Origin of the sequence: Actinomadura sp. WAC 06369 (genome assembly GCF_003947565.1) — a bacterium.
Lineage (GTDB): Bacteria > Actinomycetota > Actinomycetes > Streptosporangiales > Streptosporangiaceae > Spirillospora > Spirillospora rifamycini.
The window spans coordinates 14,037-39,098 of sequence record NZ_QHJN01000068.1; the positions used below are offsets into that span (position 1 = coordinate 14,037).

Below are 25,062 nucleotides of genomic sequence, written 5' to 3' on the forward strand. Positions count from 1 at the left end.
GGTGGAGGGCGGGCGCGGGCGATCGCCCGCCCTCCGGAGATCTTTTCTGGACAGCCGACGACGGGGACTGGATACTCACGAACATGGACGGTGGGCCCTCATACCCGGTGCGGGCGTCCGACGGGGAGCGCGACCGGGTGCTGCGCGTCCTCAGCGACCGGGTGGCCGAGGGCCGCATCTCGCACGAGACGTTCGAGCGGCGCGTCGACATGGCGCTGCAGGCCCGCAGCCGCGCCGAACTCGACGAGATCGTCCACGACCTGCCGCCGCCCGGCCGGGTGGTCGGCCGGCTCACCGGGCTGGTGTCGTCGTTCTCGCAGGCGACCGCGCGCATCGAGGCCGCGTGGCGGGCGCCGCGGCTGCCGCGGTTCGCGCTGCCGTCCGGCGGGCCGTCGCGCATCGTGGTGGGGCGCGCCCCCGCCTGCCAGTTCGTGCTGAGCGACCTGACCGTCTCCCGCTTCCACGCCGAGATCTACCGCACCGGCGACGCCTGGATGATCACGGACCTGGGGTCGATGAACGGCACCCGGGTGAACGGGTGGCGGCTGACCGGACCGGCGCGGGTGCGCCCCGGCGACGAGGTCGGCTTCGGCGATTCGAGCTTCATCGTCTCCGCGACCTGACCCCGCGGGGCCCTGAACCGGATCTGGTTGGATGCCCGGTATGGCCGACCTCGACGACGCCCGCGCCTGGGCCGCCCGCTCGATCCGCGCCCTGACCGACGACGCCGCGCGCGCCGAACCCACCCCGCTGATCCCCTTCCCGCTGCCCGGCTCCTGGGGCGTGTCCCTCCTGCTGAAGGACGAGTCCGCGCACCCCACCCGCACCCTGAAGCACCGGGCGGCGCGCGCGCTGTTCCGGCACGCGATCGCCTGCGGGCGGATCGTCGAGGGCACCCCGGTCTTCGAGGCCACCGGCGGCGGCGCGGCCGTCGCGCAGGCGTACACGGCGCGGCTGCTCGGGCTGCCGTACACGGCGGTGATGCCGGGCGAACCGGACGAGCGCCGCGCGGCGCCCGTCCGGGAGCTGGGCGGCGACGTCCGGTTCACCGCTCCCCCGCTCGCGATCTACGACGCGGCGCGGCGGCTCGCGGCCGACTCCGGCGGCTGCTTCCTCGACCAGTTCGGCTGGGCGGAGCGGGCGCTGGACCACCGCGGCGACGACCTGGCCGGCGAGCTGTTCGCGCAGGCGGGACGGCCGGACTGGGTGGTCGCCGGGGCCGGGACGGGCGCGACGGCGGCGTCGCTGGGGCGGCACGTCCGCGAGCACGGGCTGCCGACGCGGCTCGCGGTGGTCGATCCGGAGAACTCGGCGTACTTCCCGGGGTGGGCGTCGGGCGCCGCGGACTACGCCACCGGGATGCCGTCCCGCATCGAGGGCATCGGCCGCCCCCGGATGGAGCCTGGCTTCCTGCCGTCCCTGATCGACCTGATGATCCCGGTGCCGGACGCGGGGAGCGTCGCGGCGGCGCGGGCGGTGCGGGCGGCGACCGGCCTTCCGGTGGGCGGCTCCACGGGCGCGTGCCTGTGGGGCGCGCTGCACCTGGTGTCGCGGATGCGGGACGCGGGCGCGCGCGGCGGCGTGGTCGCGCTCATCGGCGACGCCGGCGACCGGCACCTGGCCACCTACCACGACGACGGGTGGGCGGCCCGCAAGGGCCTGGACCCGGCGCCGCACGCGGCGGCGATCGACCGGTTCCTGCGCGGCGGGCCGTGGGAGCCGCCGGCCCCGCGCGGGTGACGCGCGGGGGTGAGCGGAGGCGCGATCCGGATCCGGTAGATTCGGCGCTTCGGCCGGTCCTGAGCGGGGCGGGCGCCTTGACAAAGTAAGGTTCGGTCGGTCGGGGCCGGGCGCGACGAGGAGGAGGACAGCCGTGCAGATCGGGTTCGCCGTACCGGGGGCGGGGGCGTGGTCGACCCCGGCCAACCAGGTGCTGATCGCGCAGCGGGCCGAGGAACTCGGCTACGACTCCCTGTGGACGCTGCAGCGCGTGGTCAACCCGGCCGGCTCCGCGGACCAGACCTACCGCAACGTCCCCGACCCCCTCATCACGCTGGCCTACCTCGCCGGGTACACCGCGCGGGTGCGGCTCGGCGTCGCCGTGGTGAACCTGCCGTTCTTCTCCCCCGCCCTGCTCGCCAAGCAGGCGATCACGCTGGACCACGTCACGGGCGGCCGCCTGGACCTCGGGCTGGGGCTCGGCTGGATGCCCGAGGAGTTCGCCGCCGTCGGCGCGTCCATGGAGCGCCGCGGCGCCCGCGCCGAGGAGTTCCTCGCGGCGCTGCGCGCCTTCTGGACGGGCGAGGCCGGGGAGGTCAGCGAGTTCCGCGGCGAGTTCTACGACATCCCGCCGGTCACCATGGACCCGCGGCCGCTGCAGCGCCCCGAGCCGCCGATCCTGCTGGGCGGCGCGTCCGAGCCGGCGCTGCGCCGCGCCGGGCGGCTCGCCGCCGGCTGGGTCAGCTCGAGCCGCGCGGAACTCGCCGACATCGGACGCTCGATCGACATCGTCCGCGAGGCGGCCGAGAAGGCCGGCCGGGACGCCGCCGCGCTGCGGTTCGTCTGCCGCGGCGCGGTGCGGATCCGCGAGGAGGGCGACGACGCCTCCGACATCGGCACCGGCGCCGACCGGCGGCCGCTGACCGGCACCTACGACCAGATCGTCGGCGACTTCGACGCGCTCGCCGAGCAGGGCGTCACCGAGCTGTTCCTCGACCTGAACTTCGACCCGCGGCTCACCGGCCCCGACGCCGACCCGTGGGACTCGATGTACATCGCCCGCGAGGCGCTCGAGGCGCTCGCCCCGCGCTGACCCGCACCGGGGCCGCCCCCGCCCGGCCCCCCCTCGGAGCGCCGCTCAGAGTTCGGGGCCGTCCGCCGCCCCGTCGGGCCGCGGCGGACGGCCCTCCCACGGGGTGCTGAGCACGACGGTGGTCCGGGTGGCGACGTTCGCCGCCGCGCGGATCCGCTGCAGCAGGTCCTCCAGCTCGTTCGGCGACCCGACGCGCACCTTGAGGATGTAGCTCTCGTCCCCGGCCACCGAGTGGCACGCCTCGATCGCGGTGAGGTGCGCCAGCCGGTCGGGCGCGTCGTCGGGCGCCGCCGGATCGATCGGCTTGATCGACACGAACGCGGTCAGCGGCAGCCCGATCCGCGCGTGGTCGAGCCGCGCGGTGAACCCCTGGACGATCCCGCGTTTCTGCAGCCGCCGCACGCGCTGGTGCACGGCCGACACCGACAGGCCCGTCTCCTTGGCCAGGTCGGTGAAGCTCATCCGCCCGTCGTCGGCCAGCAGCCCCAGGATCTGGCGATCGATCTCCTCCACGAGGGGAATCTAGCGCGCCCGCGGGCCCCCGCGAGCCGCCGCAGATCACAGATCGGCGCCATCCCGCGGAATCGTCCGACATTCCGGGCGGATCACCGGCGTCCGGAGCGCAGCGCCCCGCAGGACCCGCGGACGACGAGCTCGGTCGGCAGCAGGACCGGCCCGCCGCGCCCGCGCCGCGCGGGCTCGCGCAGCAGCAGCTCGCACGCCCGGTACCCGATGTCGCGGCCGGGCCGGGCGACGGCGGTCAGCGGCGGGTCGCACAGCTCCGCCCACGGGACGTCGTCCACCATCGCGATCGACACGTCCGCGGGCACCCGCAGGTCCAGTTCGCGCGCGACCAGCACGGCGGCCTCGCCGAGGAGGTGCTCGGCCGCGACGACGGCGGTGACGTCGTCGCGGCGCTGCAGCAGCCCGGCGGCGGCCGCGTAGGCGGCGTCGCGGGCGGGGCGGGCCGCCACGACCAGGTCCTCCTCGGCGGGGACGCCGAGGCGGGCGAGGGTGTCGCGGAACGCCCGCTCCCGCACGCCCGGCTCGCCGCCGGGCGCCGCGGCGCCGAGGAACGCGATCCGCCGGTGCCCCAGCCCGACGAGGTACTCCGCGAGGGACCGGACGCCGCCCGCGTCGTCGGCGAGCACGGTGGGGATCTCGGCGAGGCCCGGCAGCACCCGGTCGGCGAACACGACGCTCGAGCACACCCGGGCGGCGGCGCGCCAGTCGGCGGTCTCCCCCGCCGGGCGCGCGATGATCCCGTCGACGCGCTGCTCGACGAACCGGTCGACGATCTCGGCCTCGCGCTCGGCGTCGCCGTGCGCGGCGTCCACGACGACGTGCCCGCCGAGCGTCCGCGCGCACGCCAGCACGCCCGCGACCAGCTCGGCGCAGAACGGGTCGGTCACGTCCGGGACGATCAGCCCGATCCCCCCGGAGCGCCGCAGTTTCAGGCCGCGGCCGAGGGCGCTCGGCCGGTAGTCCAGCTCGCGTGCGGCGGCCAGCACCCGCTCGCGGGTGGCGTCGGCGACCGCGCCGGTCCCGGAGAACACGCGCGACACCGTGGCGATGCCGACGCCCGCCGCGGCCGCCACGTCCTTGATGGTCGCCGATCGCCGGTCCGCCATCGCCGTCCTTCCCCCGGGAGGTTTTCGATCATCTTCTCATAACGGACTCTCCCCTGGAAACGGTTCCATGATGTTTACTCCACACAACGCAGCAAAAGCCCTGTTCGGCAGGGTGATGAGGAAACGTTTCCACAAGGAGCGCGAGGAATCCGATGGCGAAGATCACGCTGGACCAGGTCGACAAGGTGTACTCCGGCGGCGTCAAGGCCGTGGACGGCCTGAACCTGGAGATCGGCGACGGCGAGTTCATGGTGCTGGTCGGCCCGTCCGGCTGCGGCAAGTCCACCGCGCTGCGGATGATCGCCGGGCTGGAGGAGATCAGCGGCGGGAAGATCTCCATCGGCGACCAGGTCGTCAACGACCTCGCCCCCAAGGACCGCGACATCGCGATGGTCTTCCAGAACTACGCCCTCTACCCGCACATGACCGTCGAGCAGAACCTCGCGTTCGGCCTGAAGCTGCGCGGCACCCCCAAGGCGGAGATCAAGCAGAAGGTGCAGGAGGCCGCCAAGATGCTCGGCCTCGAGCAGTTCCTGTCCCGCAAGCCGGCCGCGCTGTCGGGCGGCCAGCGGCAGCGCGTCGCGATGGGCCGCGCGATCGTCCGGCAGCCGCAGGCGTTCCTGATGGACGAGCCGCTGTCCAACCTCGACGCCAAGCTGCGCGTGTCGATGCGGGCGTCGCTCAGCCAGCTCCACGAGCGGCTCGGCGTCACCACCGTCTACGTCACCCACGACCAGATCGAGGCGATGACGCTCGGCACCCGCGTGTGCGTGCTGCGCGAGGGCGTCCTGCAGCAGGTCGACACCCCGCAGCGGCTGTTCGAGAACCCCGTCAACCTGTTCGTCGCCGGGTTCATCGGGTCGCCCGCCATGAACTTCGTCACCGCCGACCTCGCCCGCGGCGACGGCGGCGCGAGCGTCTCGTTCGCCGGCTACACCCTACCCGTCCCGGACGCGACGCTGGACGCCAAGCCCGGCCTGCGCGACTACCTCGGCAAGCAGGTCATCCTCGGCATCCGCCCGTCGGACTTCGAGGACGCCGCCCACGCCAAGCCCGAGTGGGCGCCGATGTCGGTGCGCAGCAGCGTCACCGAGGAGCTGGGCAGCGAGATCAACGTCATCTTCACCATCGACGCCCCGCCGGTCGAGCACAAGGACACCGCCGACCTCGCCCGCGACGAGACCGAGGGCGAGGAGGACATGGCGATCCCGCTCGCCGAGAACAAGGCGCTGTGGACGGCCCGCGTCAACTCGCGCTCGCAGGTCCGGCCCGGCCAGCACGTCGACCTGGCCGTCGACACCGGCCGCCTGCACTTCTTCGACCCCGCCAGCGGCCTGGCCATCGGCCACCCCGACCGCAAGCCGGGCGGCCCGTCCGTCACCAAGGCCGACGACTGAGGATCCCGCCGGGACGGACGATGCCCGCGGCCCCCGGAGGGGGCGCGGGCATCGCCGTCCGTCCGTCCGTGCTCACTTCACCGAGCCGGCCAGCACTCCCTGCACGAAGTACCGCTGGAACGCGAAGAACACCGCCAGCGGGACGATCAGCGACAGGAACGCGCCCGGCGCCAGGATGTCGATGTTGCCGGTGAACTGCCGCATCTGCGACTGCAGCCACTTCGTCATCGGCTGCGCCTCCGTGTCGGCGAACACCAGCGCCACCAGCAGGTCGTTCCACACCCACAGGAACTGGAAGATGCCGAGCGAGGCGATCGCCGGACCGCCCAGCGGGAAGATCACCCGCCGGAAGATCGTCCACTCCGAGCCGCCGTCCATCCGCGCGGCCTCGAGCAGGTCCCGCGGGATCGCCGCGAAGAAGTTGCGCAGCAGGAAGATGGCGAACGGCAGCCCGAACGCCACGTGGAACAGCACCACGCCGGTGATCGAGCCGAACATCTGGAACCCGCCGAACTCGATGGCGCCGTACAGCTTCGCCACCGGGATCAGCGCGACCTGCACCGGCACCACCAGCAGCGCCACCACCAGCAGGAACAGCCAGTCGCGGCCCGGGAACTCCATCCACGCGAACGCGTACCCGGCGAGCGCGGCGATCACCACGACCAGCACGGTGGCCGGGACGGTGATCAGCATCGTGTTCCAGAACGAGTCGACGAAGTCGTCCCGCCCGAGCAGCGAGGAGTAGGCGTCGAACGTCAACTGGGACGGTTCGGTGAACACGTTCCACCAGCCGTCCGCGCTGTTGTCCTCGGTCGAGCGCAGCGACGCCACGAGCAGCCCGAGCGTCGGCACCAGCCAGAAGATCGCGATGAGCACGAGCAGCGCCTGCGCCGCCCCGCCGCCGAGCTTGCCGACGATGCGGGACGCGACGCCCCGGCGCGGGGCGCCCGACGCGCCGCCGCCCGCCGGCGCCGCCTTCGCGGCGGCCGTCCGCACCGCGACCTGCTCGCCCGTCTCCTGCCCGCCCGCCTCCGCGGCCGTCTCGTCCGCGGCCGTCTGCTCCGCGGCCGTCTCCTCCGGAGGAGTCCCGTCCGAAGCGGACCGTTCCGTGCCGTCCGCGGTGCTCATTTCCGCTCCTGCCGCATTCGCCGGATGTTGAACAGCATGGCGGGCAGCACCAGCAGGAACAGCAGCACCGCGATCGCGCTGCCGGCCCCCTGGTCGTTGCCGCCGCCGAACGACTCGGTCCACATCTCCAGCGCCAGCACGCTGGCGTTCGGATCTCCGCCGCCGATGATGTAGACGAGGTCGAAGACCTTCAGGACGTTGATGACCAGCGTCACCATCACGACCATCAGGACGGGCGCCAGCAGCGGGATCGTCACCCGCCGGAACACCTGCCACTCTGTCGCGCCGTCCACCCGGGCCGCCTCGAGCGCGTCCCGCGGGATGGCCGCGAGCCCCGCCGCGATCAGCACCATCGCGAACCCGGCCCACACCCACAGGTACGCCCCGATGATCGCGGGCGTGATCAGGGTGCTCCCGAGCCATTCGGCGCCGCGGTACGCCTCGGTGAAGTTGTCCTGCGGCAACCGGACCGTGACCTGCCCGGACCCGACGTCCTCCAGCGTGAACGTCCCGTCCGGGCGGGTGGTCGCGGTCGCCACCACCTCGCCGCCGCGGACCGCCTCGACCCGGACGCCCGGCAGCCCGCTCTCGCCCTGGTTCGGCTGGTTGAGCGTGCCGCCGCCGCCCCGGGTGAAGTCGAACCACACCGTGCCGGTGATCTCACCGGAGCCCGCCGACGGCGGCGCCGCCGCGGGCTCGGCCGTGTCCGGCAGGTACTCCGGCTTGACCTTCACCAGCGGCAGGACCGCGGTCTGCCCCGCCGTCACCGGCCGCGCGGCGACGACGGCGCCGCCGTCCTCGCGCACCGGCTGGTCCCCGGCGGTGCGGGGACCGGCGCCCGGGTAGGTGCGGTCGGTGCTGACCATGTCGTGCACCGCGACCATCGCGGCGTTGGCGATGCCCTTGTCGGGGTCCTGCTGGTACACCAGCCGGAAGATCACGCCGGAGGCGAGGAACGAGATCGCCATCGGCATGAACACCACGAGCTTGAACGCCGTCGCCCACCGGATCCGCTCGGTGAGGACGGCGAACACCAGGCCGACGATGGTGACGATCGTCGGCGCCACCACCACCCAGATCGCGGTGTTGCGGACCGCGACGAGGTTGTCGTGCCCCTGGAAGACCCCGGCGTAGTTGTCGAAGCCGGCGAAGTCTCCCGCGGCGTCGAAGAAACTGCGGATCACCGAGTAGACGATCGGGTACACCACGAGGAAGCCGAGCAGCAGCAGCGCCGGCAGCAGGAACAGCAGCGCCAGCCACGACGGCGGCGTCAGGCGCTCGCGTCCCCCGCGGCGGGGCGGTGCGGTGCCCGCACCCGTGCCCGCCGCGCCGGCACCGCCGTCCACGGCGGCGGCGCCGCCGGCCGTCACGGCCGGCGGCGTCCCGTCTTTCGGAGCCTTCATCGGGGGTCCCTTACTTGCCGTACGCCTCGGCGGCCGCGGACTCCAGCCTCTTCTGCGTCCCCTCGACGTCGGTCGGGTTCTGCACGAACTGGCGCAGCGCCTCCCACATGCCGTCGCCCGGGGTCGCGCCGAACGCGGCGGGCGTCAGGTCTGACATGTCGTAGCGGGCGGCGTCCCCGGCGGCCTGGAGCTGCTGGATGAGCTGCTTGGCGATCGGGTCGGAGTAGGCGTCCGGCGGCACGTTCTTGTTCGGGGTGAGGTAGCCGCCGAGCCCGGCCCAGGTCTTGCCCGCCTCGGGCGAGGCGAGGAACTTCATCAGCTCCTGGGTGCCCTTGTCGTCGGTCAGCGCGACGGCGACGTCGCCGCCGAGGATGGCCGGCGCCGTGTCCCCGGCCTGCGGGAACGGGAACACCTTGGCGTCCGTGCCGACCTTGGCCTCGGTGGTGCCGATGTTGGCGGCGGCGAAGTCGCCGCCGTACACCATGGCGCCCTTCTGCTCGCCGAAGACCTGCGTGACCGACTCGTCGAACTTGGTCTTGGTGGCGGTGGCGACGCCGCCGTTGAGGAAGTCGGGCTTGCCCCAGATCTTCGCGAGGGTCTCCAGCGCGTCGGCGACGGTCTTGTCGGTCCACTTGAGCTCGTGCTCGGCGAGCTTGTCGTAGTTCTCCGGCCCGGCCTGCGACAGGTAGACGTTCTCGAACCAGTCGGTGAGCGTCCAGGAGTCCTGCGGCCCGGCGGCCAGCGTGAACGGGGTGGTGCCGGAGTTCAGCAGCGTCGTGGACGCCTGGGCCAGCTCGTCGAACGTCTTCGGGGGCTGGACGCCCGCGGTGGAGAACGCCTCCGGCGAGTACCAGATGATCGACTTGTAGGCGGCCTTGATCATCACGCCGTAGGTCTTGCCGTCGCTGGAGCCGAGCTCCTTCCAGTACGGCTCGAAGTTCTTCTCGACCTCCCCGACGACGTCGGCGCCGAGCGGCTTGAGCTTGCCGTCCTCGGCGTACTGCTGCATCAGCCCCGGCTGCGGCAGGATCGCCACGTCCGGCGGGTTGCCGGCCGACAGCCGCGGGCCGAGGAACGCGTCGGTGTTCTCGCCGGTGGAGGCGTAGTTGACGGTCGCGCCGCTCTGCTTCTCGAACGCGTCGAGGACCTTGCGGAAGTTCTCCTCCTCCGGGCCGGTCCACTTCGCCGCGACCTCGACCGTGACGCCCTTCAGCGGGCCGTCTCCGCCGCCGTCGCCCTCACCGCCGCCGTCGTCCCCGCCGCACGCCGCGGCGGACGACACCAGCATCCCCGCCGCGACCGCCGCGCCGAACGCCCGGCGGCCGAACCATGAGACCCTCATCCCTCATCCTTCCTGAGCGGACCGGCCGTGTCGTCTGCTCCCCAGATCGACGCGCCGGACTCGATATCGAAGAAGTGCAGGCGCCCGGTGTCGACGCGAATCGTCACCGGGTCGCCCGCCTTCACGCGGGTGCGGGGGCTGAACCGGGCGACGACGTCGGTGCGCTCCTCGCGCGCGCCGCCCGGCATGTCGGCCCCCGCGTCGCGGGCGAGCTCCTTGGTGTCCTCGGTGACGACCGGCGCCGCCTCGACCGCGAAGTGGACGAGCACGTCCGAACCCATCGCCTCCACCAGATCGGCGGCGGCCTCCAGCCGGGTCCCCTCGGGGGCCTCGGCGAGTTCGGCGTCCTCCATGTCCTCGGGGCGGATGCCGACGACGACGTCGCGCCCCAGGTAGGACGCCAGGGCCGGGCGCTCGGTCAGCACCGCGGGCGGCAGCGTCAGCGTGCGGGCGCCGATCTCCAGGCGCGGGTTCTCCGCGTCCCCGGTGAGGGCGCCCTTGAGCAGGTTCATGGCCGGCGATCCGATGAAGCCGGCGACGAAGAGGTTCGCGGGCCGGTCGTAGAGCTCCTGGGGCGGCGCGACCTGCTGCAGCTCGCCCTTCTTCATGACCGCGACCCGGTCGCCGAGCGTCATCGCCTCGGTCTGGTCGTGCGTGACGTAGACCGTGGTGACGCCGAGGTCCCGCTGCAGGCGGGCGATCTCGGCGCGCATCTGCACGCGCAGCTTCGCGTCGAGGTTCGACAGCGGCTCGTCCATCAGGAACGCCTGCGGCTCGCGGACGATCGCGCGGCCCATCGCGACGCGCTGCCGCTGGCCGCCCGACAGGTTGCGGGGCTTGCGGCCCAGGTGCTCGGTGAGCCCGAGGATCTCGGCGGCCCGGTCGACCTTCTCGCGGATCTCGGCCTTCGGCAGCTTGCGCAGCGACAGGCCGAACCCGATGTTGTCGCGGACCGACAGGTGCGGGTACAGGGCGTAGCTCTGGAACACCATCGCGACGTCGCGGTCGCGGGCGGGCACCCGGTTCACGACGCGGCCGCCGATGGTCACCTCGCCCTCGGAGATGTCCTCGAGGCCGGCGACCATCCGCAGCGCGGTCGTCTTGCCGCAGCCGGAGGGGCCGACCAGGACGAGGAACTCCCCGTCGGCGATGTGGAGGTTCAGGTCGGTCACGGCCCGCGTGCCGTCGGGATAGACCTTCCCGACGCTGGTCAGGTCGACCTCTGCCACGGCGTCTCCTCTTCTTCCGGCACGGGTTCCCCCGGGCGCGTCCGGGCAGGTGGAAGCCCTGTCCGCACCGGTGGGAGAAACGGTCTCTACCCCGGCGTAACTTGCAACAAGGTGGTACATGGCGGAACGCCCCCACCGCAATACGCGGTGTGCCGGGGAACGCATTTGGTGCAGAGATCGTTATCGTCGCGATCCCGGCCGTTGACGGGTCTCTCCGCCGCCGCATTCGGGGCCGTCCGAAATGCGGAAAGGGCGGGACGAAAACGCCCCGCCCTTCCGTGGTTCCCGATCGGAAACCGGGTCTTACCCGAACCGCCTGATCAGAGGGTTCAGCCGACGATCACGAGTCCGCGCCCGGTCACGTTCATCGGCTCGTGGCCGTCCTCGGTGCACACGACGATGTCCTCGATGCGGGCGCCGTGCGGCCCCGGGTAGATGCCGGGCTCGATGGAGAACGCCATCCCGGGCTCGAGCGGCTCGGTGTTGCCCGCGACGATGTACGGCTCCTCGTGCGACTCCAGGCCGATGCCGTGCCCGGTCCGGTGGAAGAAGTGTTCGCCGTGGCCCGCCGCCGCGATGACGTCCCGGCCCGCCGCGTCCACCGCCTCCGGCGTCGCCCCCGGCCGGACGGCCGCGCACGACGCGCGCTGCGCCTCCTCCAGCACCGCGTAGTAGGCGCGGTACTCGGCGGGCGGCTCCCCCACGCAGTAGTTGCGGGTGGAGTCGGAGCAGTAGCCGGACGGCATCGTCCCGCCGATGTCGACCACGACCGGCTCGCCCGGCCGGATCTCCCGGTCCGACAGCTCGGCGTGCGGGTTGGCGCCGTTCGGGCCCGACCCGACGATCACGAAGTCGACCCTCTCGTGCCCCTCGGCGATGATGGCGTCCGCGATGTCGCGGCCCACCTCCCGCTCGGTGCGACCCGGCCGCAGGAACTCCGGCACCCGGCGGTGCACCCGGTCGATCGCGGCGCCCGCCTCGCGCAGCGCCGCCACCTCGGCCGCGCTCTTGCGCATGCGCAGCTCCCGCAGCACCGACCCCGCCGCGACCTGCTCGGCGCCCGGCAGCGCGGCCCGGAACCGCAGCGCCATGACCGCCCACATCCGGTCGGCGACCCCGACCCGCGCGACGTCCCGGGGCAGCCGGGCCGCGGCGAGCGCGAACGGGTCGTCGGTCTCGTCCCACGGCACGAACTCGATCCCGAGGCCGCCGGCGGGCGACTCCCGCGCGGCGGGCAGCTCCAGCCGCGGGACCATCATGAACGCGTCGCCGGACGCGGGCACCACCAGGCACGTGAGCCGTTCGAGCGGCAGCGCGTCGTAGCCGGTGACGTAGCGCAGGTCGGGCCCCGGGGTCAGCAGCACCGCCCCCAGTCCCGCCTTCGCCGTCGCCTCCCGGACACGGCCGAGCCGCTCGCGCGGATACAACTCCGTCGTCACATCCGTCTCCATCTTCGCGGGCAGCGGCGTGCGCGGCCGCCGGGCCGCCCGCCTCGCGGTGCGCCTCCGGCGATGCGCGATCGCCGCTTCCTCCTCCCCTGTGACCTGGTCCTGTTACATTCTGCATGTGCTCCGACACAGGATGATCCGCCTCGGATACGCCCCCAGCATCGCAAGAACCGGCGGGCGGCGCCGCCCCGGGCCTCCCCGCCGGCACGGCGGCTGACCGGGTGCCCGCGAGGGAGACCGGCCGCGCCGCCGGGCGGGCGGCGGGCCGGGCCGACGCGAGACCGGACGCACGGGCCGAGACGCGGGCCGGGGAGCGCGCCGAACGGCTCCGGGCCGCGAGGGCCGCCGCGCTCGCCGCCGGGGAGGCCGCCGCCGCCGACCGGCGGCGCCGCCGGGCCGCCGGGGAGCGCCGCGTCGCCGTCGAACTGCAGCGCGCGGTGCTGCCGCTGCCCCGCGGCGTCCGCGACCTGCCCGGCCTGCGCGTCGCCGTCCGGTACCTGCCGGCGCGCGACGAGACCCGGGTCGGCGGCGACTGGTACGAGGCGGCGGCGCTGGCCCCGGACGAGGTGCTGCTCGCCGTCGGGGACGTGGCGGGCCACGGCCCGGCGGCCGCCGCCGAGATGGCCCGGCTGCGCGGCGCCCTCGGCGGCCTCGCCCGCACCGGCGCGTCCCCGGGCGCCCTGCTCGGCCTGCTCAACGAGACCCTGGCGGGCCCGGGCGGCACCCCCTCCGGCGCCCCGGATCCGCGCACGGCGAGCGCCGTCGCCGCCCGGTACCGTCCCGGCGCGCGGCTGCTCACCTGGGCGCGGGCCGGGCACCCGCCGCCGGTCCTGCTGCGCGGCCGCCGCGCCCGCCCGCTGGACGCGCCCGGCGGCGTGCTGCTCGGTGTCGCGGGCGCGCCCCGCCCCGCCGACGCCGAGATCCGCCTGCGCCGCGACGATTTGCTGCTGCTCTACACCGACGGCCTCGTCGCGCGGCGCGGCCGGGACCCCGCGGACGGGCCGGCGATGCTGTGCGCGGCCGCCGCGGAACGGCACGCCGCGCCGCCGGACGCCGTCGTCGACCACGTCCTGCGGTCGCTGGGCGCCGCCAACCCCGACGACGACATCTGCCTGCTCGCCGCGCGGGTGACGTGAGCGGACGCGGAGCGTCGCACCCGCGTGGAAGGATGTGCGCATGAGCGGGCTGATGCTGCTGGACACGCCGTCGCTGTACTTCCGCGCCTTCTTCGGCGTGCCCGAGTCGGTCACGGCCCCGGACGGGACGCCGGTGAACGCGGTGCGCGGGCTCGTCGACATGATCGCGCGGCTCGTCCAGGACCGCTCCCCCGACCGGCTCGTCTGCTGCATGGACGCCGACTGGCGGCCCGCGTTCCGGGTGGCGGCGCTGCCGTCCTACAAGGCGCACCGCGTCGCCGAGGACGGCGGCGACCAGACGCCCGACCCGCTGTCCGCGCAACTGCCGATCATCGACGCCGTGCTGGACGCCTTCGGGCTGGCCCGCACGGGCGTGCCCGGGTTCGAGGCCGACGACGTCATCGGCACCCTCGCGGTGCGCGGCGCCGCCGACGGGCCCGTCGACATCGTGACCGGCGACCGCGACCTGTTCCAGCTCGTCGACGACCGCGGGCCGGTCTCCGTGCTGTACACCGCGCGGGGCGTCCGGAACCTGCAGGTGATGGGCGAGAAGGAGGTCGCGGAGAAGTACGGCATCCCGGGCCGCGGCTACGCCGACTACGCGACGCTGCGCGGCGACCCCAGCGACGGGCTGCCGGGCGTCCCGGGGGTCGGCGACAAGACGGCGGCGGCGCTGGTCACCCGGTTCGGCTCGGTCGCGGGCATCCTCGCGGCGCTCGACGGGGGCGACGAGGGCTTCCCGGCGGGGGCGCGCAAGCGGATCGACGCCGCCCGCGACTACCTCGCGTCGGCCGAGACCGTGGTCCGCGTCGTCACCGACATCGAGGCGCCGGAGCTGGCCGCGCTGGACGACCGCCTTCCCGCGGGCGCGCGGGACCCGGAGGCGCTGGTGGAGCTGGCGGACCGGTGGAACCTCTCGAGCCCGGTGAACCGGCTGCTGAACGCCCTGGCGCGCTGACCGCCTCCCCCGCACGCCCCCCGCGGGACCGCCTCCGCACGCCTCCCCGCGCGGCCGCGCGGCACCGCCGGCGCAATCCCGGTTACAAGTTGCACCGAAAGTGTCAGATGACGCAGACCGGCCGTGCCCGCGGATGCAGCATCGTGAACGGTAAGGGGCTTTCCTTGGCACATGCATGCAGCACGCAGAGCGCCGCGAGGCCGGTCGTGACCCCCGGCCGGCCGCGACGGCGGCATGGACGGACCGGCACCCGGGGCTTTGGGCCTCATCGCCCCACTCCCCCCATCGCCGCGGGTGCCGGTTCACGCGTCGGCCCGGCCGCGCCTCCGGGGCGCGGCCGGGCCGCGGCGGGGGCCCCGCGGTGAGCCCGGCGACGGCCCGTGCCGCGCGGAGCGCGGGGCACGGCTTCTGGGCGGATCTCGACGGCGCGCAGCGGGCGGCGCTGCGCCGGGCGGGCCGCCCTCGCTCCTACCCGCCCCGGACCCCGCTGTGCTACCAGGGCGAGGACTCCGACCACATCATCGTGATCGAGCGGGGCTGGGCGAAGGTCGCGTCGGCGACGGAGGACGGCCGGGAGATCGTCCTGGCCGTGCGCGGGCCGGGCGACCTGGTGTGCGAGAGCGCGGTGCTGGGCGGCCGGCAGCGGTCGGCCGCCGTGACGGCGCTCGGCGCGGTGCGGGCGCTGATCGTCCCGGCGGCCCGCTTCACCGCGTTCCTGGACGCCCATCCCGGGATGTGGCTGCTGGTCAGCGGGACGTTCGTGCGGCGCCTGGACGACGCCGACCGGCGCCTGCAGGCGACGGTGTCCGCGCAGGGCGCCCGGCGGCTGGCGCTGCTGCTGGCCGACCTCGCCGACCTGTCCGCCCGGCACGCGCCGCCCGCGGCGGGCGGCGGGATCGAGATCGCCCCGCCGCTCTCCCAGGGCGAGCTGGGCGGCTGCATCGACGCCTCCCGCGAGACGGTCGCGCGGGCGCTCGCCGTCCTCCGCGGGGCGGGCCACGTCCGGACGGCCCGCCGCCGCATCACCGTCCGGGACCCCGAGGCGCTCCGGATCTTTGCCGAGAGCGCACTGGACTGACGGCCCCCGCGGACGTCCCGCCCGGCGCCTTTACGTTGTAGATCAGGAAAGCGGCCGTCAGCGGGGCGCGGCGGCCGCCGGTTCCCGCCGGTCGGGGGTCTCCTGGTCGGCGAGCCAGCCGAGGATGCCCTCGACGGCGTCGCGGCAGCCGCCGCAGCCGGTCCCCGCGCGGGTCTCGCGGGCGACGTCGTCGGCGGTGCGGGCGCCGTCCTCCCACGCCTCCCGGACGCGGCGCTTGGTGACGCCGTTGCACTGGCAGACGGTCGCGGCGTCCGGCATCCGCAGCGGCGAGTCGGCCCGCGTCCCGCCGCCGTCCCGGCCCGCGCCGGGGAACAGCAGCGACAGGCGTTCGGCGGGCAGCGGCGCGGCGCGGTCGTAGAGCTGGGTGAGGGTCCCGGCGGCGGCGGTCTCGCCGAGCAGGATCGCGCCGATCAGCCGGCCGTCCCGGATGACGGCCTTCTTGTAGGTGCCGCGGGAGACGTCGGTGAACCGGACGACCTCGACGCCGTCGTCCTCGTCGCCGAAGTGGGTCTCCCCCATCGACGCGAGCTCGATCCCGGCGGCCTTGAGCCGGGTGATCTGCCGGGCGCCGGTGAAGCGGGCGCCGGGCTCGGTCCCGGCGAGCAGCCCGGCGAGGATCCCCGCCTGCTCCCAGGCGGGCGCGACCAGCCCGTACACCTCGTCGCGGTGCTCGGAGCACTCCCCGATGGCGCGGACGGACGGGTCGGCGACCGAGCGCAGCTCGTCGTCGACGATCACGCCGCGGCCGACGGCGAGGCCGGCGGCGCGGGCGAGCCCGGTCTCGGGCCGGACGCCGCAGGCGACGACGACCAGGTCCGCGTCGATCGTCTCGGCGGCGCCGCCGGCGTCCAGCTCCACGCCGGTGACGCGGCGGTCGCCGCCCGTCCCGGACGTCCGCACGCCGGTGACGCCGACGCCGACGCGGGACCCGACGCCCAGCCCGGCGAGCGTCCGCGCCAGGACCCGACCCGCGGCGGGGTCGAGCTGCCGTTCCATCAGGTGGCCGGCCAGGTGCAGGACGGTGACGTCCAGGCCGCGTCCGGCGAGGCCGCGCGCGGCCTCGATGCCGAGCAGCCCGCCGCCGATCACCACGGCGCGGCGCGCGGTGGCGGCGAGCTCGCTGATGCGGCGGCAGTCGTCGAGGGTGCGGAACGCGAGCGCGCCGCGCGGCAGGCCCTCGGCGAGGCCGGGCAGCGGCGGGACGAACGCGGTGCTGCCGGTGGCGAGGACGAGCGTGCCGTACGGGGTGGCGGTCCCGTCGGACGCGTGCACGGTGCGGGCGGCGCGGTCGATGCGGGTCACCTCGACGCCGAGGCGCGCGTCGACGCCGTGCGCCGCGTACCAGGCGGCGTCGACGAGCGCGATGTGCTCGGGGTCGGCGGCCCCGGCGAGGACGTTCGACAGCAGCACCCGGTTGTAGGGCCGCTGCGGCTCCGCGCCGAACACGGTGATCGGGACGGACGGGTCCCGGTCGCGCAGCTCGCCGACGAACCGGGATCCGGCCATGCCGTTGCCGACGACGACGACGCCGGGCGCGGCGCTCATCGGCCCACCGCCTCGGGCCGCCGCGCGTCGATCTGCAGCAGCGGCTTGATCTGCTCGCGCTCGACCTCGAACTCGATGCTGGGGTCGGGCGTCTCGGGCGCGTTGACGAACGAGACGAACCGGCGGAGCCGCTCGGGGTCGTCCAGCACGTCGCTCCACTCGTCGGAGTAGGACGCGACGTGCCGTTCCATGGCGGCGTCGAGTTCGGCGCAGATGCCGAGGGCGTCGTCCATGACCACCTCCCGCAGGTAGTCGAGACCGCCGTCCAGGTCCTCCAGCCAGCTCGCGGTGCGCTGCAGCCGGTCGGCGGTGCGGATGTAGAACATCAGGAACCGGTCGATCGCGGTGACCAGCTCGTCGTCGGACAGGTCGCTCGCGAGCAGGTCGGCGTGCCGGGGCCGCATGCCGCCGTTGCCGGCGACGTAGAGGTTCCAGCCGTTCTCGGTGGCGATGATCCCGAAGTCCTTGCTCTGCGCCTCGGCGCACTCGCGGGCGCAGCCGGACACGGCCGACTTCAGCTTGTGGGGGGCGCGCAGCCCCCGGTACCGCAGCTCGAGCCGGATCGCCATGGCGACCGAGTCCTGCACGCCGTAGCGGCACCAGGTCGACCCGACGCACGACTTGACCGTCCGCAGCGACTTGCCGTAGGCGTGCCCGGACTCGAACCCGGCGTCGACGAGCCGCCGCCAGATCTGCGGGAGCTGCTCGACGCGGGCGCCGAACAGGTCGATCCGCTGCCCGCCGGTGATCTTGGTGTAGAGGCCGAAGTCGCGGGCGACCTCGCCGATCACGATCAGCTTCTCGGGGGTGATCTCGCCGCCGGGGACGCGCGGGACGACCGAGTACGTGCCGTTCTTCTGCAGGTTGGCGAGGAAGTGGTCGTTGGTGTCCTGCAGGGCCGCCTGCTCGCCCTCGAGGATGTGGCCGTTGCCGAGGCTGGCGAGGATGGACGCGACGGCGGGCTTGCAGATGTCGCAGCCGCGGCCCCGCCCGTGCTCCTGCACCAGGCGGGTGAAGCTGGTGATGCCGCTCGCGCGGACGATGTCGAACAGCTCGGCGCGGCTGTGGTCGAAGTGCTCGCAGATCGCCTTGCTGACCTCGACGCCCGCCGCGGTCAGCTCGGCGTCCAGGAGCTTCTTCACCAGCGGGACGCAGCTTCCGCAGCTCGTCCCGGCGCGGGTGCACGCCTTGACCTCGCCGAGATCGGTCAGCGACCGCTCCGTGACCGCGCCGCGGATCGTCTCGGCCGTCACGTTGTTGCAGGAGCACACCACCGTGGCGCCGGGCAGGTCGCCGCCCGCGGCCTCGGTGCCGCCGAACAGCACCTGGTCGGGGGTGCCGGGCAGGGCGCCGCCGACCTGGGCGCGCAGCACCGCGTAGGAGTCGGCGTCGCCGACCAGCACGCCGCCCAGCAGCGTGCGTGCGTCGTCGCTGACCACGATCTTCTTGTAGACCTTCGCGACGGGGTCGGTGTAGGTGACGCCGAGCGCCCCGCCGTCCCGGTCGGCGAACGGGTCGCCGAAGCTGGCGACGTCCACGCCCATCAGCTTGAGCTTCGTGGACGGGTCGGCGCCCTCGAACACCGCGGGGTCGGCCGGCTCCAGCAGCCGCCCGGCGACGGTCTCGGCCATGGCGAAGCACGGCGCGACCAGCCCGTACACGACCCCGTCGACGAGGGCGCACTCGCCGATGGCGAAGATCGCGGGGTCCTCGGTGCGGCAGGCGGAGTCGACGACGATCCCGCCGCGCTCCCCCACCGGCAGGCCGCAGCCGCGCGCCAGCTCGTCCCGGGGCCGGATCCCGGCGGAGAACACCACGAGCCCGGCGTCCAGCACGGCGCCGTCGGCCATCCGCACGCTCGCGACGGCGCCGTCCGGTCCGGCCTCCAGCGCGCTCATCGGGGTGCCGGCGCGCACATCCATCCCGAGGGCCTCGATGTGCCGGCGCAGCATCGCGCCGCCGCCCTCGTCGAGCTGGCGCGGCATCAGCCACGGCGCCACCTCGACCACGGCGCTGCGCAGCCCGAGGCCCTGCACGGCGCGGGCCGCCTCGAGCCCGAGCAGCCCGCCGCCGACGACCGCGCCGGTCGTCCGCCCGGCCGCGTACGCGCGGATGGCGTCGAGGTCGTCGATCGTCCGGTAGACGAACACGCCGGGCAGGTCGGCGCCGGGCACGGGCGGGACGAACGGCGCGGACCCGGTCGCGAGGACGAGCGCGTCGTACGGCACCTCGCGTCCCGCGTCGGTGGCGACCGTCCGCGCGGCGCGGTCGATCCCGGTGACCCGCTCGCCGGTGACGACGGCGACCGCGTCGTCGTGCGGCGGGTACGCGAGGTCGGCGCCCTCCAGGTGCGTGGTCAGCGCCACCCGGTCGTAGGCGGTCCGGCTCTCCTCGCCGATGACGGTCACGTGCCAGGTCCCGGCGGCGTCGCGCTCGCGCAGGACCTCCACCAGGCGGTGCGCGGCCGGGCCGTGGCCCACCACGACCAGCCGCCGGACGATGTCGTTGTCGGCTCCCATGACGCCGATCATCGGGCGGGCGTATTACCCGTGCAGGTCCCGGATGTCACTCGCGCGTTAACTGGCCCTCACCGCCCGCATCTCGCCGACACGGGCCCGTAACGTCCGCCTTCCCCGCAGGTCGTCCCCGTTAGTCCCTGGTCGGGCGGGTACCACACCCCCGACAGCCGAACGACTCGAAGGGGGAGCCCGATGGGCGAGTCGCACCACCCGATCCAGGGCGAGCATCGCTACGAGCAGGAGGTGACCTCGGCGGACGAGCACGAGGAGCGTCCCGGCAAGAGCCTCGTCACCACCGACCACGAGGTCATCCGGCGGTGGGCCGAGGAGCGCGGGGCCGAGCCGTCGACCGTGCCCGGCAGCGAGTACGGGGGCCGCCCGGGGCGGCTGCGCCTCGACTTCCCCGGCTACGGCGGCGAGAACCTCGAGCACATCTCCTGGGACGACTGGTTCCGCACGTTCGACGAGCGCGAACTGAACTTCATCTACCAGGAGCACAAGAAGGACGGCGTCCAGAGCAACTTCTTCCGGCTGGAGAACCCCTCCCGGGGCGAGGACCGCTGACCGCCCGTCCCCGGACGTCCCGCCGGCCATAGCGGCGGCGGGCGGGCCCTCGGCGGCGCGCCCCGGCACCCGGCGCACGGCCGCGGCGGCGCCGTCCCGCGTGCCCACGAGCACGCCGGGCGGGTCCCACCGGCCACCGCCCTTTACGCAGTAAGGTCCATGCGGGGGCCGCAGGGGCGGGCGGCCCGACGGCCCCGCGTGCCGCCCGGACGTCCACGGCTCAGGAGGCGGCGGCGTGGCCGTCCGGGGGCGGACGCGGCAGTCGGCTCCTCCACGCCCGCGAACGCCTCAGCGTTTTTCGGCGGGTTCATCGAGCGACACGGGCCCGGCGACCGGCGGGGGCGTCGGAACGGTCCAATTGCTCATTTCGCGATGAGGAGCCGCCGAATCCCGTTGCCGCCGCCCAATCCGGGTGTGCGGGCACACACGTATTTCCGCGGAGCCTTGATCTGGCGGCGGGAGAAGCGAGACTGGCGAGCCCGAAAGCCAGGTGCGTTTCCGATCCCGAGGAGAACCCGTGGCCTCCCCGCCCCTGTCAGTCCGGAGAACCCGCTCCCCGCTGCCGTGCCATGCGCAGCGGGTCCGCATCGGCGACCTGCTCCGCCCGCATCTCGACGCGGTCGTGCGGGAGATCGCCGAGGAGATCCGCCGCCGGCTCCCCGCGTACGCCCACCCCGCCGACAGCGTCCAGGGCCGGCAGATGGTCCGGACGATCGCCACGACGGTCCGCGGCTTCGTGGACTCCGTGGACGACCCGGCGCCCGACTGGTCGCTCCTCACGGACCTGTACGCGCACATCGGCGCCCGCGAGGCGTCCGGCGGGCACGGCCTCGACGGCCTCGAGGCGGCGCTGCGGCTCAGCAGCCGGATCACGTGCCGCCGGTTCATCGGCCACGCCTACGACTTCGGCTGGAGCCAGGAGACTTTGGCGATGCTCACCGAGGCGCACTTCGGGCTCCTCGCGGTCCTCGTCGACGCGGCCGCGGAGGGCTACGCGTCGGCGCGCGAGGAACTGGCGACGCGGCGCGAGCGGGACCGCGGCCGGCTCCGCGACGTCCTGGTGGCCGATCCGCCGATCGGCCGGGAGGCGATCCGCGAGCTGGCGAAGGCCGCGGACTGGACGGCCCCCGAGACGATCTGCGCGGTGGCGCTGCGCGGTCCGCTGGCCGGGACGGCGCGGCTCGTCCCGCCCACGGTGCTGGCGGACTGGTCGGGCGACGCGCCGTACCTGGTGGTGCCCGACCCGGACGGTCCGGGGCAGGATCGGCTGATGGCGGCGCTGGCCGACGCGTGCCCGGGGGCGGCGGTCGGCCCGACGGTCCCGGTGGACCGCGGCGCGGTGTCGCTGCGGTGGGCCCGCCGGGCGGTCGCGCTCGCCGAGGAGGGCGTCCTGCCGGCGGACGGGACGGTCCGCTGCTGCGACCACCTCGCGACGCTGGTCACCGCGGAGGCGCGGGACCTGGTGGAGGCGGCCGCGCCCCGCTACCTGCGGCCGCTGCTGGAGCAGCCGCCGCCGCGCCGGGAGATGCTCGCGGAGACGCTGCTGGCGTACTTCAACAGCGGCTGCAACGCGGTGGTCACCGGGCGGCAGCTGCACATCCACCCGCAGACGGTGCGCTACCGGATCCGGGTGATCAACGACATCTTCGGCGGCGAGCCCGCCGCCCCGGAGACCAAGCTCGCCACCATGATCGCCCTCAACTCGATGCTGCGGATCTTCCCGGACACTATTCCCGCCCCGCCCTCGAACCACTTCCCAGGTGGTCCGGACGGGGGCCTCTTCGGGCGCGCGGCCGTGCTGGTCGCGGTCGACTCCGCCGTCGCGGGCGTGATCGACCGGGCCGAGGCGGTCCGGCGCGTGTCGCCGCACGACCTGCGGCACGCGCGCGCCCCGCGGCTCGACACCGCCGGACTGGACGTCCTCGCCCGCGGTGTCGGCGCCTCCCCGGGCATCGCGACCGGCCGGTCGCGGGCCGAGGGGCGCGGGCCGGTGCGGCGGCGACCGTCCGTGGCCCTTGAGGACGTGGTGAAGGCCCGCGCGTGTTCTTCGGGACGCGGCGTACGGGTGCACCGGTTCCGAGCGTCACGCCGCGTTCGGGCCGTGCTGGGGGCCCATCGACTGCGCGTCCGCGCGGAAGCGGGGCGATCGGGCGCGGAGCCGCGTACCCCGGCTGCTCGGGCCCGCGTCCGCGGGAACTGCGGGACGGCGGGGCGGCGGGTCGGCGGGCGACGACGCGCCGTGCGTCCCGTACAGGCGTGTCCCGTTCTTCGGGCCGGTCCGACCGGTCCTCGGCCCGCCCGGTTTCCGGTGCCGCGCCGGAGCCCGGGCACGCGTCCGCGTCGGGCACCATGGAGGGGTGACGCAGGTTGTGGATCGGGAGGCCGGGCTGCGCGCTCTGGCGGACCTCGTCTCGGACGGGGACGTCGTGGTGCTGAGCGGCGCCGGGATCTCCACCGAGTCGGGCATCCCGGACTACCGGGGTGAGACGGGACTCAGCAGGCGGCGGGGCGACCCGATGACCTACCAGGCGTTCACCGGCGGCGCCGCGGCGCGCCGCCGGTACTGGGCGCGGAGCCATCTGGGCTGGCGCCACATCAAGGCGGCGCGCCCCAACGCGGGGCACCGGGCGGTCGCGGAGCTGCAGCGCCGCGGTCTGCTGTCGGGAGTCATCACGCAGAACGTGGACGGGCTGCACCAGGCGGCGGGGGCGTCCGGGGTGATCGAGCTGCACGGCTCGCTGGACCGGGTGGTGTGCCTGGCGTGCGGGGCCCGCACGCCCCGCGGTTATCTCGACGCGCGGCTGCGCGCGGCCAACCCCGGGTTCGGGGAGCGGCCCGGCGGGCACGCGGGCGAGCATCCCGGCCTGCACGGGCAGGACGGCTCGGTCAACCCGGACGGCGACGCGGAGCTGGACGACCGGGCGATCGACGGGTTCCGGGTGGTGGGCTGCGACCGGTGCGGCGGGCCGCTGAAGCCGGACGTGGTGTTCTTCGGGGAGAACGTGCCGCCGGCGCGGGTCGCGGACTGCTTCGCGCTGACCGAGCGGGCGGGCGCGCTGCTGGTGCTGGGGTCGTCGCTGACGGTGATGTCGGGGTACCGGTTCGTCCGGCACGCGGCGCGGCGCGGGATCCCGGTCGGGATCGTGAACCGGGGCCCGACGCGGGGCGACGGCGACGCGCTGGTCACGCTGGACGCGCCGCTGGGCGCGACGCTCGGCGCGCTGGTCGAGGGGCTGCCCGAGCCGCCCCGCCGGGGTCACCGGGCGCGCTCGTCTCCCCCGCCCGCGGGAAGCCCGGCCTCGGGGCCGCTGCGGCGGAGCAGGCCGACGAGCCCGGCGGTGGCCGCGGCGGCGTCGGTGCCGGGGTCGACGACGGCGTGCAGCAGCAGGCCGTCGACCAGCGCGGCGACCACCACGGCGAGGCCGGCCGGGTCGGCGTCGGGGCGCAGCCCGCCCGCGGCGCGCTGCGCGGCGAACCGGTCGGCGAGCGCGCCGCGGAACGCCGCGAGCTGCTCGACGGTCGCGCGGCGCAGCTCGTCGTCGCGCAGCCCGTGCACGAGCGCCTCGGTGATCACCCGGAGCCTGGGGGCGCCGGTCTCGTCGCCGGCGGCCGGCGGGGCGGTGAGGTCGGTGATCGCGGCGACGAGGCCGTCGAGGACGTCCGGGGCGTCCAGGACCGCCGAGACCGGTCCCTCCAGCTCCCGCTCCAGCGCGTGCAGGACGGCGGCGCGGCGCAGCGCGTCCACGGACCCGAAGTAGTAGTGCACCAGCGCGTTGTTGACCGCGGCGCGCCGGGCGACGGCCCGGGACGTCACGGCGGACCAGCCGTCCTCACCCATGACCGCCACGGCCGCCTCCAGCAGGCGGATCCGTGTCGGCGCCCCCGACCCCGGCATCCCCGACCTCCCGTTCGGTCACGCGCTCGAAGCGCCCGACCGAACACCGTAGCGCGCGCCTCCCCCCGCCGGGCGCGGACGTCCCGGCGGGACGCGCGGACCGGCCCCGCCGGTGCGGGGGCCGGTCCGCGCGGCGGGCGCGCGTCAGGCGTCGCGGCGCTTGAGCAGGTACGCGGCGGCCGCCAGCAGCGCGGCCGTCCACAGCGCGAACACGCCGTACCCGGCCCAGGGCGACAGGACGGCGTCGTCGGACGGCGCGGCCGCGGTGATCGCCATGCCCGCGACCGACGGCAGGTAGCCGTGGACGTAGTCGCCGACGGAGCCCGGCAGCAGCGACGCCAGCGGCGACAGCACCAGCACGAACGCGATCACGCCGGTGATGGCGCCCGCGGTGTGCCGGACGATCGCGCCGATCGCCAGGGAGAACAGCCCGAGCATCGCCAGGTACAGGCCGCCGCCGAAGACGGCGCGCAGCACGCCCGGGTCGCCCAGTTCGACGGGGAGCCGGTCGCCGAGGATCACCGAGCCGAGGAAGAACGACCCGAACGACACGGCGACGCCCAGCACGAGGACGAGCGCGGCGAACACGACGGCCTTCGCCCACAGCATCGGCAGCCGGGTCGGGACGGCCAGCAGGCTGGAGCGGATCATGCCGGTGGAGTACTCTGAGGCGATCAGCAGCACGCCGAGCACGCACACCGTCAGCTGGCTGTAGGACAGCCCGGCGCCGAGGAAGAACCCGGCCGGGTCCTCGCCGATCATGGCGCGGTCGCCCTCGTTCATGCTGTCCCACTGCGCGGCGAACACCGCGGCGAGCAGCCCGGTGAAGCCGAGGTGCAGCAGGACGAGCAGGACCAGCGACCACAGGGTCGACTGCACGGTCCGGATCTTGGTCCATTCGGCGAGCAGCAGCGCGGCGAAGCCGGGGCGGCGCGCGCCGGCGGCGGGGGCCGAGG

20 protein-coding genes and 1 pseudogene are annotated in these 25,062 nt (G+C 74.9%); 10 read left to right on the top strand and 11 right to left on the bottom strand.

Annotation, left to right across the window (positions count from 1 at the left end):
- Positions 1–83 precede the first annotated feature (83 nt).
- From DMH08_RS19625 to DMH08_RS19635, 3 genes are all read left to right on the top strand, one after another.
- Positions 84–623 (top strand): DUF1707 and FHA domain-containing protein, encoded by a 540-nt coding sequence (locus DMH08_RS19625; protein ID WP_026401698.1) that lies wholly within the window; start codon positions 84–86, stop codon positions 621–623.
- Positions 624–663: 40 nt separating this feature from the next.
- Positions 664–1,740, top strand: a complete 1,077-nt coding sequence (locus DMH08_RS19630) for a PLP-dependent cysteine synthase family protein (protein WP_026401697.1) — start codon at positions 664–666, stop codon at positions 1,738–1,740.
- 133 nt (positions 1,741–1,873) lie between these two features.
- A complete protein-coding gene (locus tag DMH08_RS19635) occupies positions 1,874–2,812 on the top strand; it encodes a TIGR03619 family F420-dependent LLM class oxidoreductase (protein WP_125616716.1) in 939 nt (312 codons plus the stop codon).
- 45 nt (positions 2,813–2,857) lie between these two features.
- Here DMH08_RS19635 and DMH08_RS19640 read toward each other — a convergent pair whose 3' ends face one another.
- The gene (locus DMH08_RS19640; protein ID WP_084550022.1) at positions 2,858–3,325 is read right to left on the bottom strand and encodes an Lrp/AsnC family transcriptional regulator; all 468 of its coding nucleotides are present in this window, start codon (positions 3,323–3,325) and stop codon (positions 2,858–2,860) included.
- 92 nt (positions 3,326–3,417) lie between these two features.
- Positions 3,418–4,443 carry a LacI family DNA-binding transcriptional regulator gene (locus DMH08_RS19645; protein WP_026401695.1) on the bottom strand — a complete coding sequence of 342 codons (1,026 nt, stop codon included), beginning with the start codon at positions 4,441–4,443 and terminating at the stop codon, positions 3,418–3,420.
- A gap of 152 nt (positions 4,444–4,595) precedes the next feature.
- Here DMH08_RS19645 and DMH08_RS19650 point away from each other — a divergent pair, with 152 nt between their 5' ends.
- Entirely contained in the window at positions 4,596–5,840 is a 1,245-nt protein-coding gene (locus tag DMH08_RS19650) for an ABC transporter ATP-binding protein (protein ID WP_051300453.1), read from the top strand.
- Between the two features lie 72 nt (positions 5,841–5,912).
- On the opposite strand, the gene DMH08_RS19655 is transcribed toward DMH08_RS19650, so the two are convergent.
- From DMH08_RS19655 to DMH08_RS19675, 5 genes are all read right to left on the bottom strand, one after another.
- Positions 5,913–6,968, bottom strand: a complete 1,056-nt coding sequence (locus tag DMH08_RS19655; protein ID WP_125616719.1) for a carbohydrate ABC transporter permease — start codon at positions 6,966–6,968, stop codon at positions 5,913–5,915.
- Positions 6,965–8,371, bottom strand: a complete 1,407-nt coding sequence (locus DMH08_RS19660) for a carbohydrate ABC transporter permease (protein ID WP_084550020.1) — start codon at positions 8,369–8,371, stop codon at positions 6,965–6,967. Before DMH08_RS19660 ends, DMH08_RS19655 begins: the two co-directional genes overlap by 4 nt.
- A 10-nt stretch (positions 8,372–8,381) precedes the next feature.
- Positions 8,382–9,713 carry an ABC transporter substrate-binding protein gene (locus DMH08_RS19665; protein ID WP_026401692.1) on the bottom strand — a complete coding sequence of 444 codons (1,332 nt, stop codon included), beginning with the start codon at positions 9,711–9,713 and terminating at the stop codon, positions 8,382–8,384.
- Positions 9,710–10,942 carry an ABC transporter ATP-binding protein gene (locus DMH08_RS19670; protein WP_026401691.1) on the bottom strand — a complete coding sequence of 411 codons (1,233 nt, stop codon included), beginning with the start codon at positions 10,940–10,942 and terminating at the stop codon, positions 9,710–9,712. The genes DMH08_RS19665 and DMH08_RS19670 overlap by 4 nt, the downstream gene beginning before the upstream one ends.
- Positions 10,943–11,271: 329 nt before the next feature.
- Positions 11,272–12,381 carry a M24 family metallopeptidase gene (locus DMH08_RS19675; protein WP_233617692.1) on the bottom strand — a complete coding sequence of 370 codons (1,110 nt, stop codon included), beginning with the start codon at positions 12,379–12,381 and terminating at the stop codon, positions 11,272–11,274.
- Between the two features lie 230 nt (positions 12,382–12,611).
- On the opposite strand from DMH08_RS19675, the gene DMH08_RS19680 reads away from it, so the two are divergent.
- The 3 genes from DMH08_RS19680 (at position 12,612) to DMH08_RS19690 (ending at position 15,562) form a co-directional block, all read left to right on the top strand.
- Positions 12,612–13,526: a PP2C family protein-serine/threonine phosphatase gene (locus DMH08_RS19680; RefSeq protein WP_125616726.1), complete on the top strand. Its 915-nt coding sequence runs from the start codon at positions 12,612–12,614 to the stop codon at positions 13,524–13,526.
- A gap of 40 nt (positions 13,527–13,566) precedes the next feature.
- Positions 13,567–14,484, top strand: a complete 918-nt coding sequence (locus tag DMH08_RS19685) for a 5'-3' exonuclease (RefSeq protein ID WP_026401689.1) — start codon at positions 13,567–13,569, stop codon at positions 14,482–14,484.
- 361 nt (positions 14,485–14,845) lie between these two features.
- The gene (locus tag DMH08_RS19690; protein ID WP_026401688.1) at positions 14,846–15,562 is read left to right on the top strand and encodes a Crp/Fnr family transcriptional regulator; all 717 of its coding nucleotides are present in this window, start codon (positions 14,846–14,848) and stop codon (positions 15,560–15,562) included.
- A gap of 57 nt (positions 15,563–15,619) precedes the next feature.
- On the opposite strand, the gene DMH08_RS19695 is transcribed toward DMH08_RS19690, so the two are convergent.
- Both DMH08_RS19695 and nirB read right to left on the bottom strand, forming a co-directional pair.
- Positions 15,620–17,128: an FAD-dependent oxidoreductase gene (locus DMH08_RS19695; protein WP_125616732.1), complete on the bottom strand. Its 1,509-nt coding sequence runs from the start codon at positions 17,126–17,128 to the stop codon at positions 15,620–15,622.
- The gene (nirB, locus tag DMH08_RS19700; RefSeq protein ID WP_125616735.1) at positions 17,125–19,647 is read right to left on the bottom strand and encodes a nitrite reductase large subunit NirB; all 2,523 of its coding nucleotides are present in this window, start codon (positions 19,645–19,647) and stop codon (positions 17,125–17,127) included. The genes DMH08_RS19695 and nirB overlap by 4 nt, the downstream gene beginning before the upstream one ends.
- Positions 19,648–19,839: 192 nt before the next feature.
- Between nirB and DMH08_RS19705 the strand changes: the two genes are divergently transcribed.
- The 3 genes and pseudogenes from DMH08_RS19705 to DMH08_RS19715 all read left to right on the top strand — a co-directional run.
- Positions 19,840–20,211 carry a hypothetical protein gene (locus DMH08_RS19705; protein WP_051300451.1) on the top strand — a complete coding sequence of 124 codons (372 nt, stop codon included), beginning with the start codon at positions 19,840–19,842 and terminating at the stop codon, positions 20,209–20,211.
- Positions 20,212–20,728: 517 nt separating this feature from the next.
- Positions 20,729–22,696, top strand: coding sequence for a helix-turn-helix domain-containing protein (locus DMH08_RS42415; protein WP_125616738.1), 1,968 nt, complete (start codon positions 20,729–20,731; stop codon positions 22,694–22,696).
- Positions 22,641–23,387: pseudogene (locus DMH08_RS19715) on the top strand (Sir2 family NAD-dependent protein deacetylase); the annotation flags it as partial. The gene DMH08_RS42415 and the pseudogene DMH08_RS19715, both read left to right, overlap by 56 nt.
- An 80-nt stretch (positions 23,388–23,467) precedes the next feature.
- Here the strand turns inward: DMH08_RS19715 and DMH08_RS19720 are convergent.
- Together DMH08_RS19720 and DMH08_RS19725 are read right to left on the bottom strand one after the other, a co-directional pair.
- Positions 23,468–24,106, bottom strand: a complete 639-nt coding sequence (locus tag DMH08_RS19720; RefSeq protein WP_051300450.1) for a TetR/AcrR family transcriptional regulator — start codon at positions 24,104–24,106, stop codon at positions 23,468–23,470.
- A 144-nt stretch (positions 24,107–24,250) separates the two neighbouring features.
- A partial coding sequence (locus tag DMH08_RS19725) for an ABC transporter permease (protein ID WP_125616741.1) occupies positions 24,251–25,062 on the bottom strand: 812 nt, incomplete at its 5' end.

Coding starts and splice junctions, on each gene's coding strand:
- DMH08_RS19625 (WP_026401698.1), top strand. CDS start 84: ATGGACGGTGGGCCCTCATACCCGGTGCGGGCGTCCGACGGGGAGCGC.
- DMH08_RS19650 (WP_051300453.1), top strand. CDS start 4,596: ATGGCGAAGATCACGCTGGACCAGGTCGACAAGGTGTACTCCGGCGGC.
- DMH08_RS19720 (WP_051300450.1), bottom strand. CDS start 24,106: ATGCCGGGGTCGGGGGCGCCGACACGGATCCGCCTGCTGGAGGCGGCC.
- DMH08_RS19645 (WP_026401695.1), bottom strand. CDS start 4,443: ATGGCGGACCGGCGATCGGCGACCATCAAGGACGTGGCGGCCGCGGCG.
- DMH08_RS19695 (WP_125616732.1), bottom strand. CDS start 17,128: ATGAGCGCCGCGCCCGGCGTCGTCGTCGTCGGCAACGGCATGGCCGGA.
- DMH08_RS19660 (WP_084550020.1), bottom strand. CDS start 8,371: ATGAAGGCTCCGAAAGACGGGACGCCGCCGGCCGTGACGGCCGGCGGC.
- nirB (WP_125616735.1), bottom strand. CDS start 19,647: ATGGGAGCCGACAACGACATCGTCCGGCGGCTGGTCGTGGTGGGCCAC.
- DMH08_RS19630 (WP_026401697.1), top strand. CDS start 664: ATGGCCGACCTCGACGACGCCCGCGCCTGGGCCGCCCGCTCGATCCGC.
- DMH08_RS19665 (WP_026401692.1), bottom strand. CDS start 9,713: ATGAGGGTCTCATGGTTCGGCCGCCGGGCGTTCGGCGCGGCGGTCGCG.
- DMH08_RS19685 (WP_026401689.1), top strand. CDS start 13,567: ATGAGCGGGCTGATGCTGCTGGACACGCCGTCGCTGTACTTCCGCGCC.
- DMH08_RS19655 (WP_125616719.1), bottom strand. CDS start 6,968: ATGAGCACCGCGGACGGCACGGAACGGTCCGCTTCGGACGGGACTCCT.
- DMH08_RS19705 (WP_051300451.1), top strand. CDS start 19,840: ATGGGCGAGTCGCACCACCCGATCCAGGGCGAGCATCGCTACGAGCAG.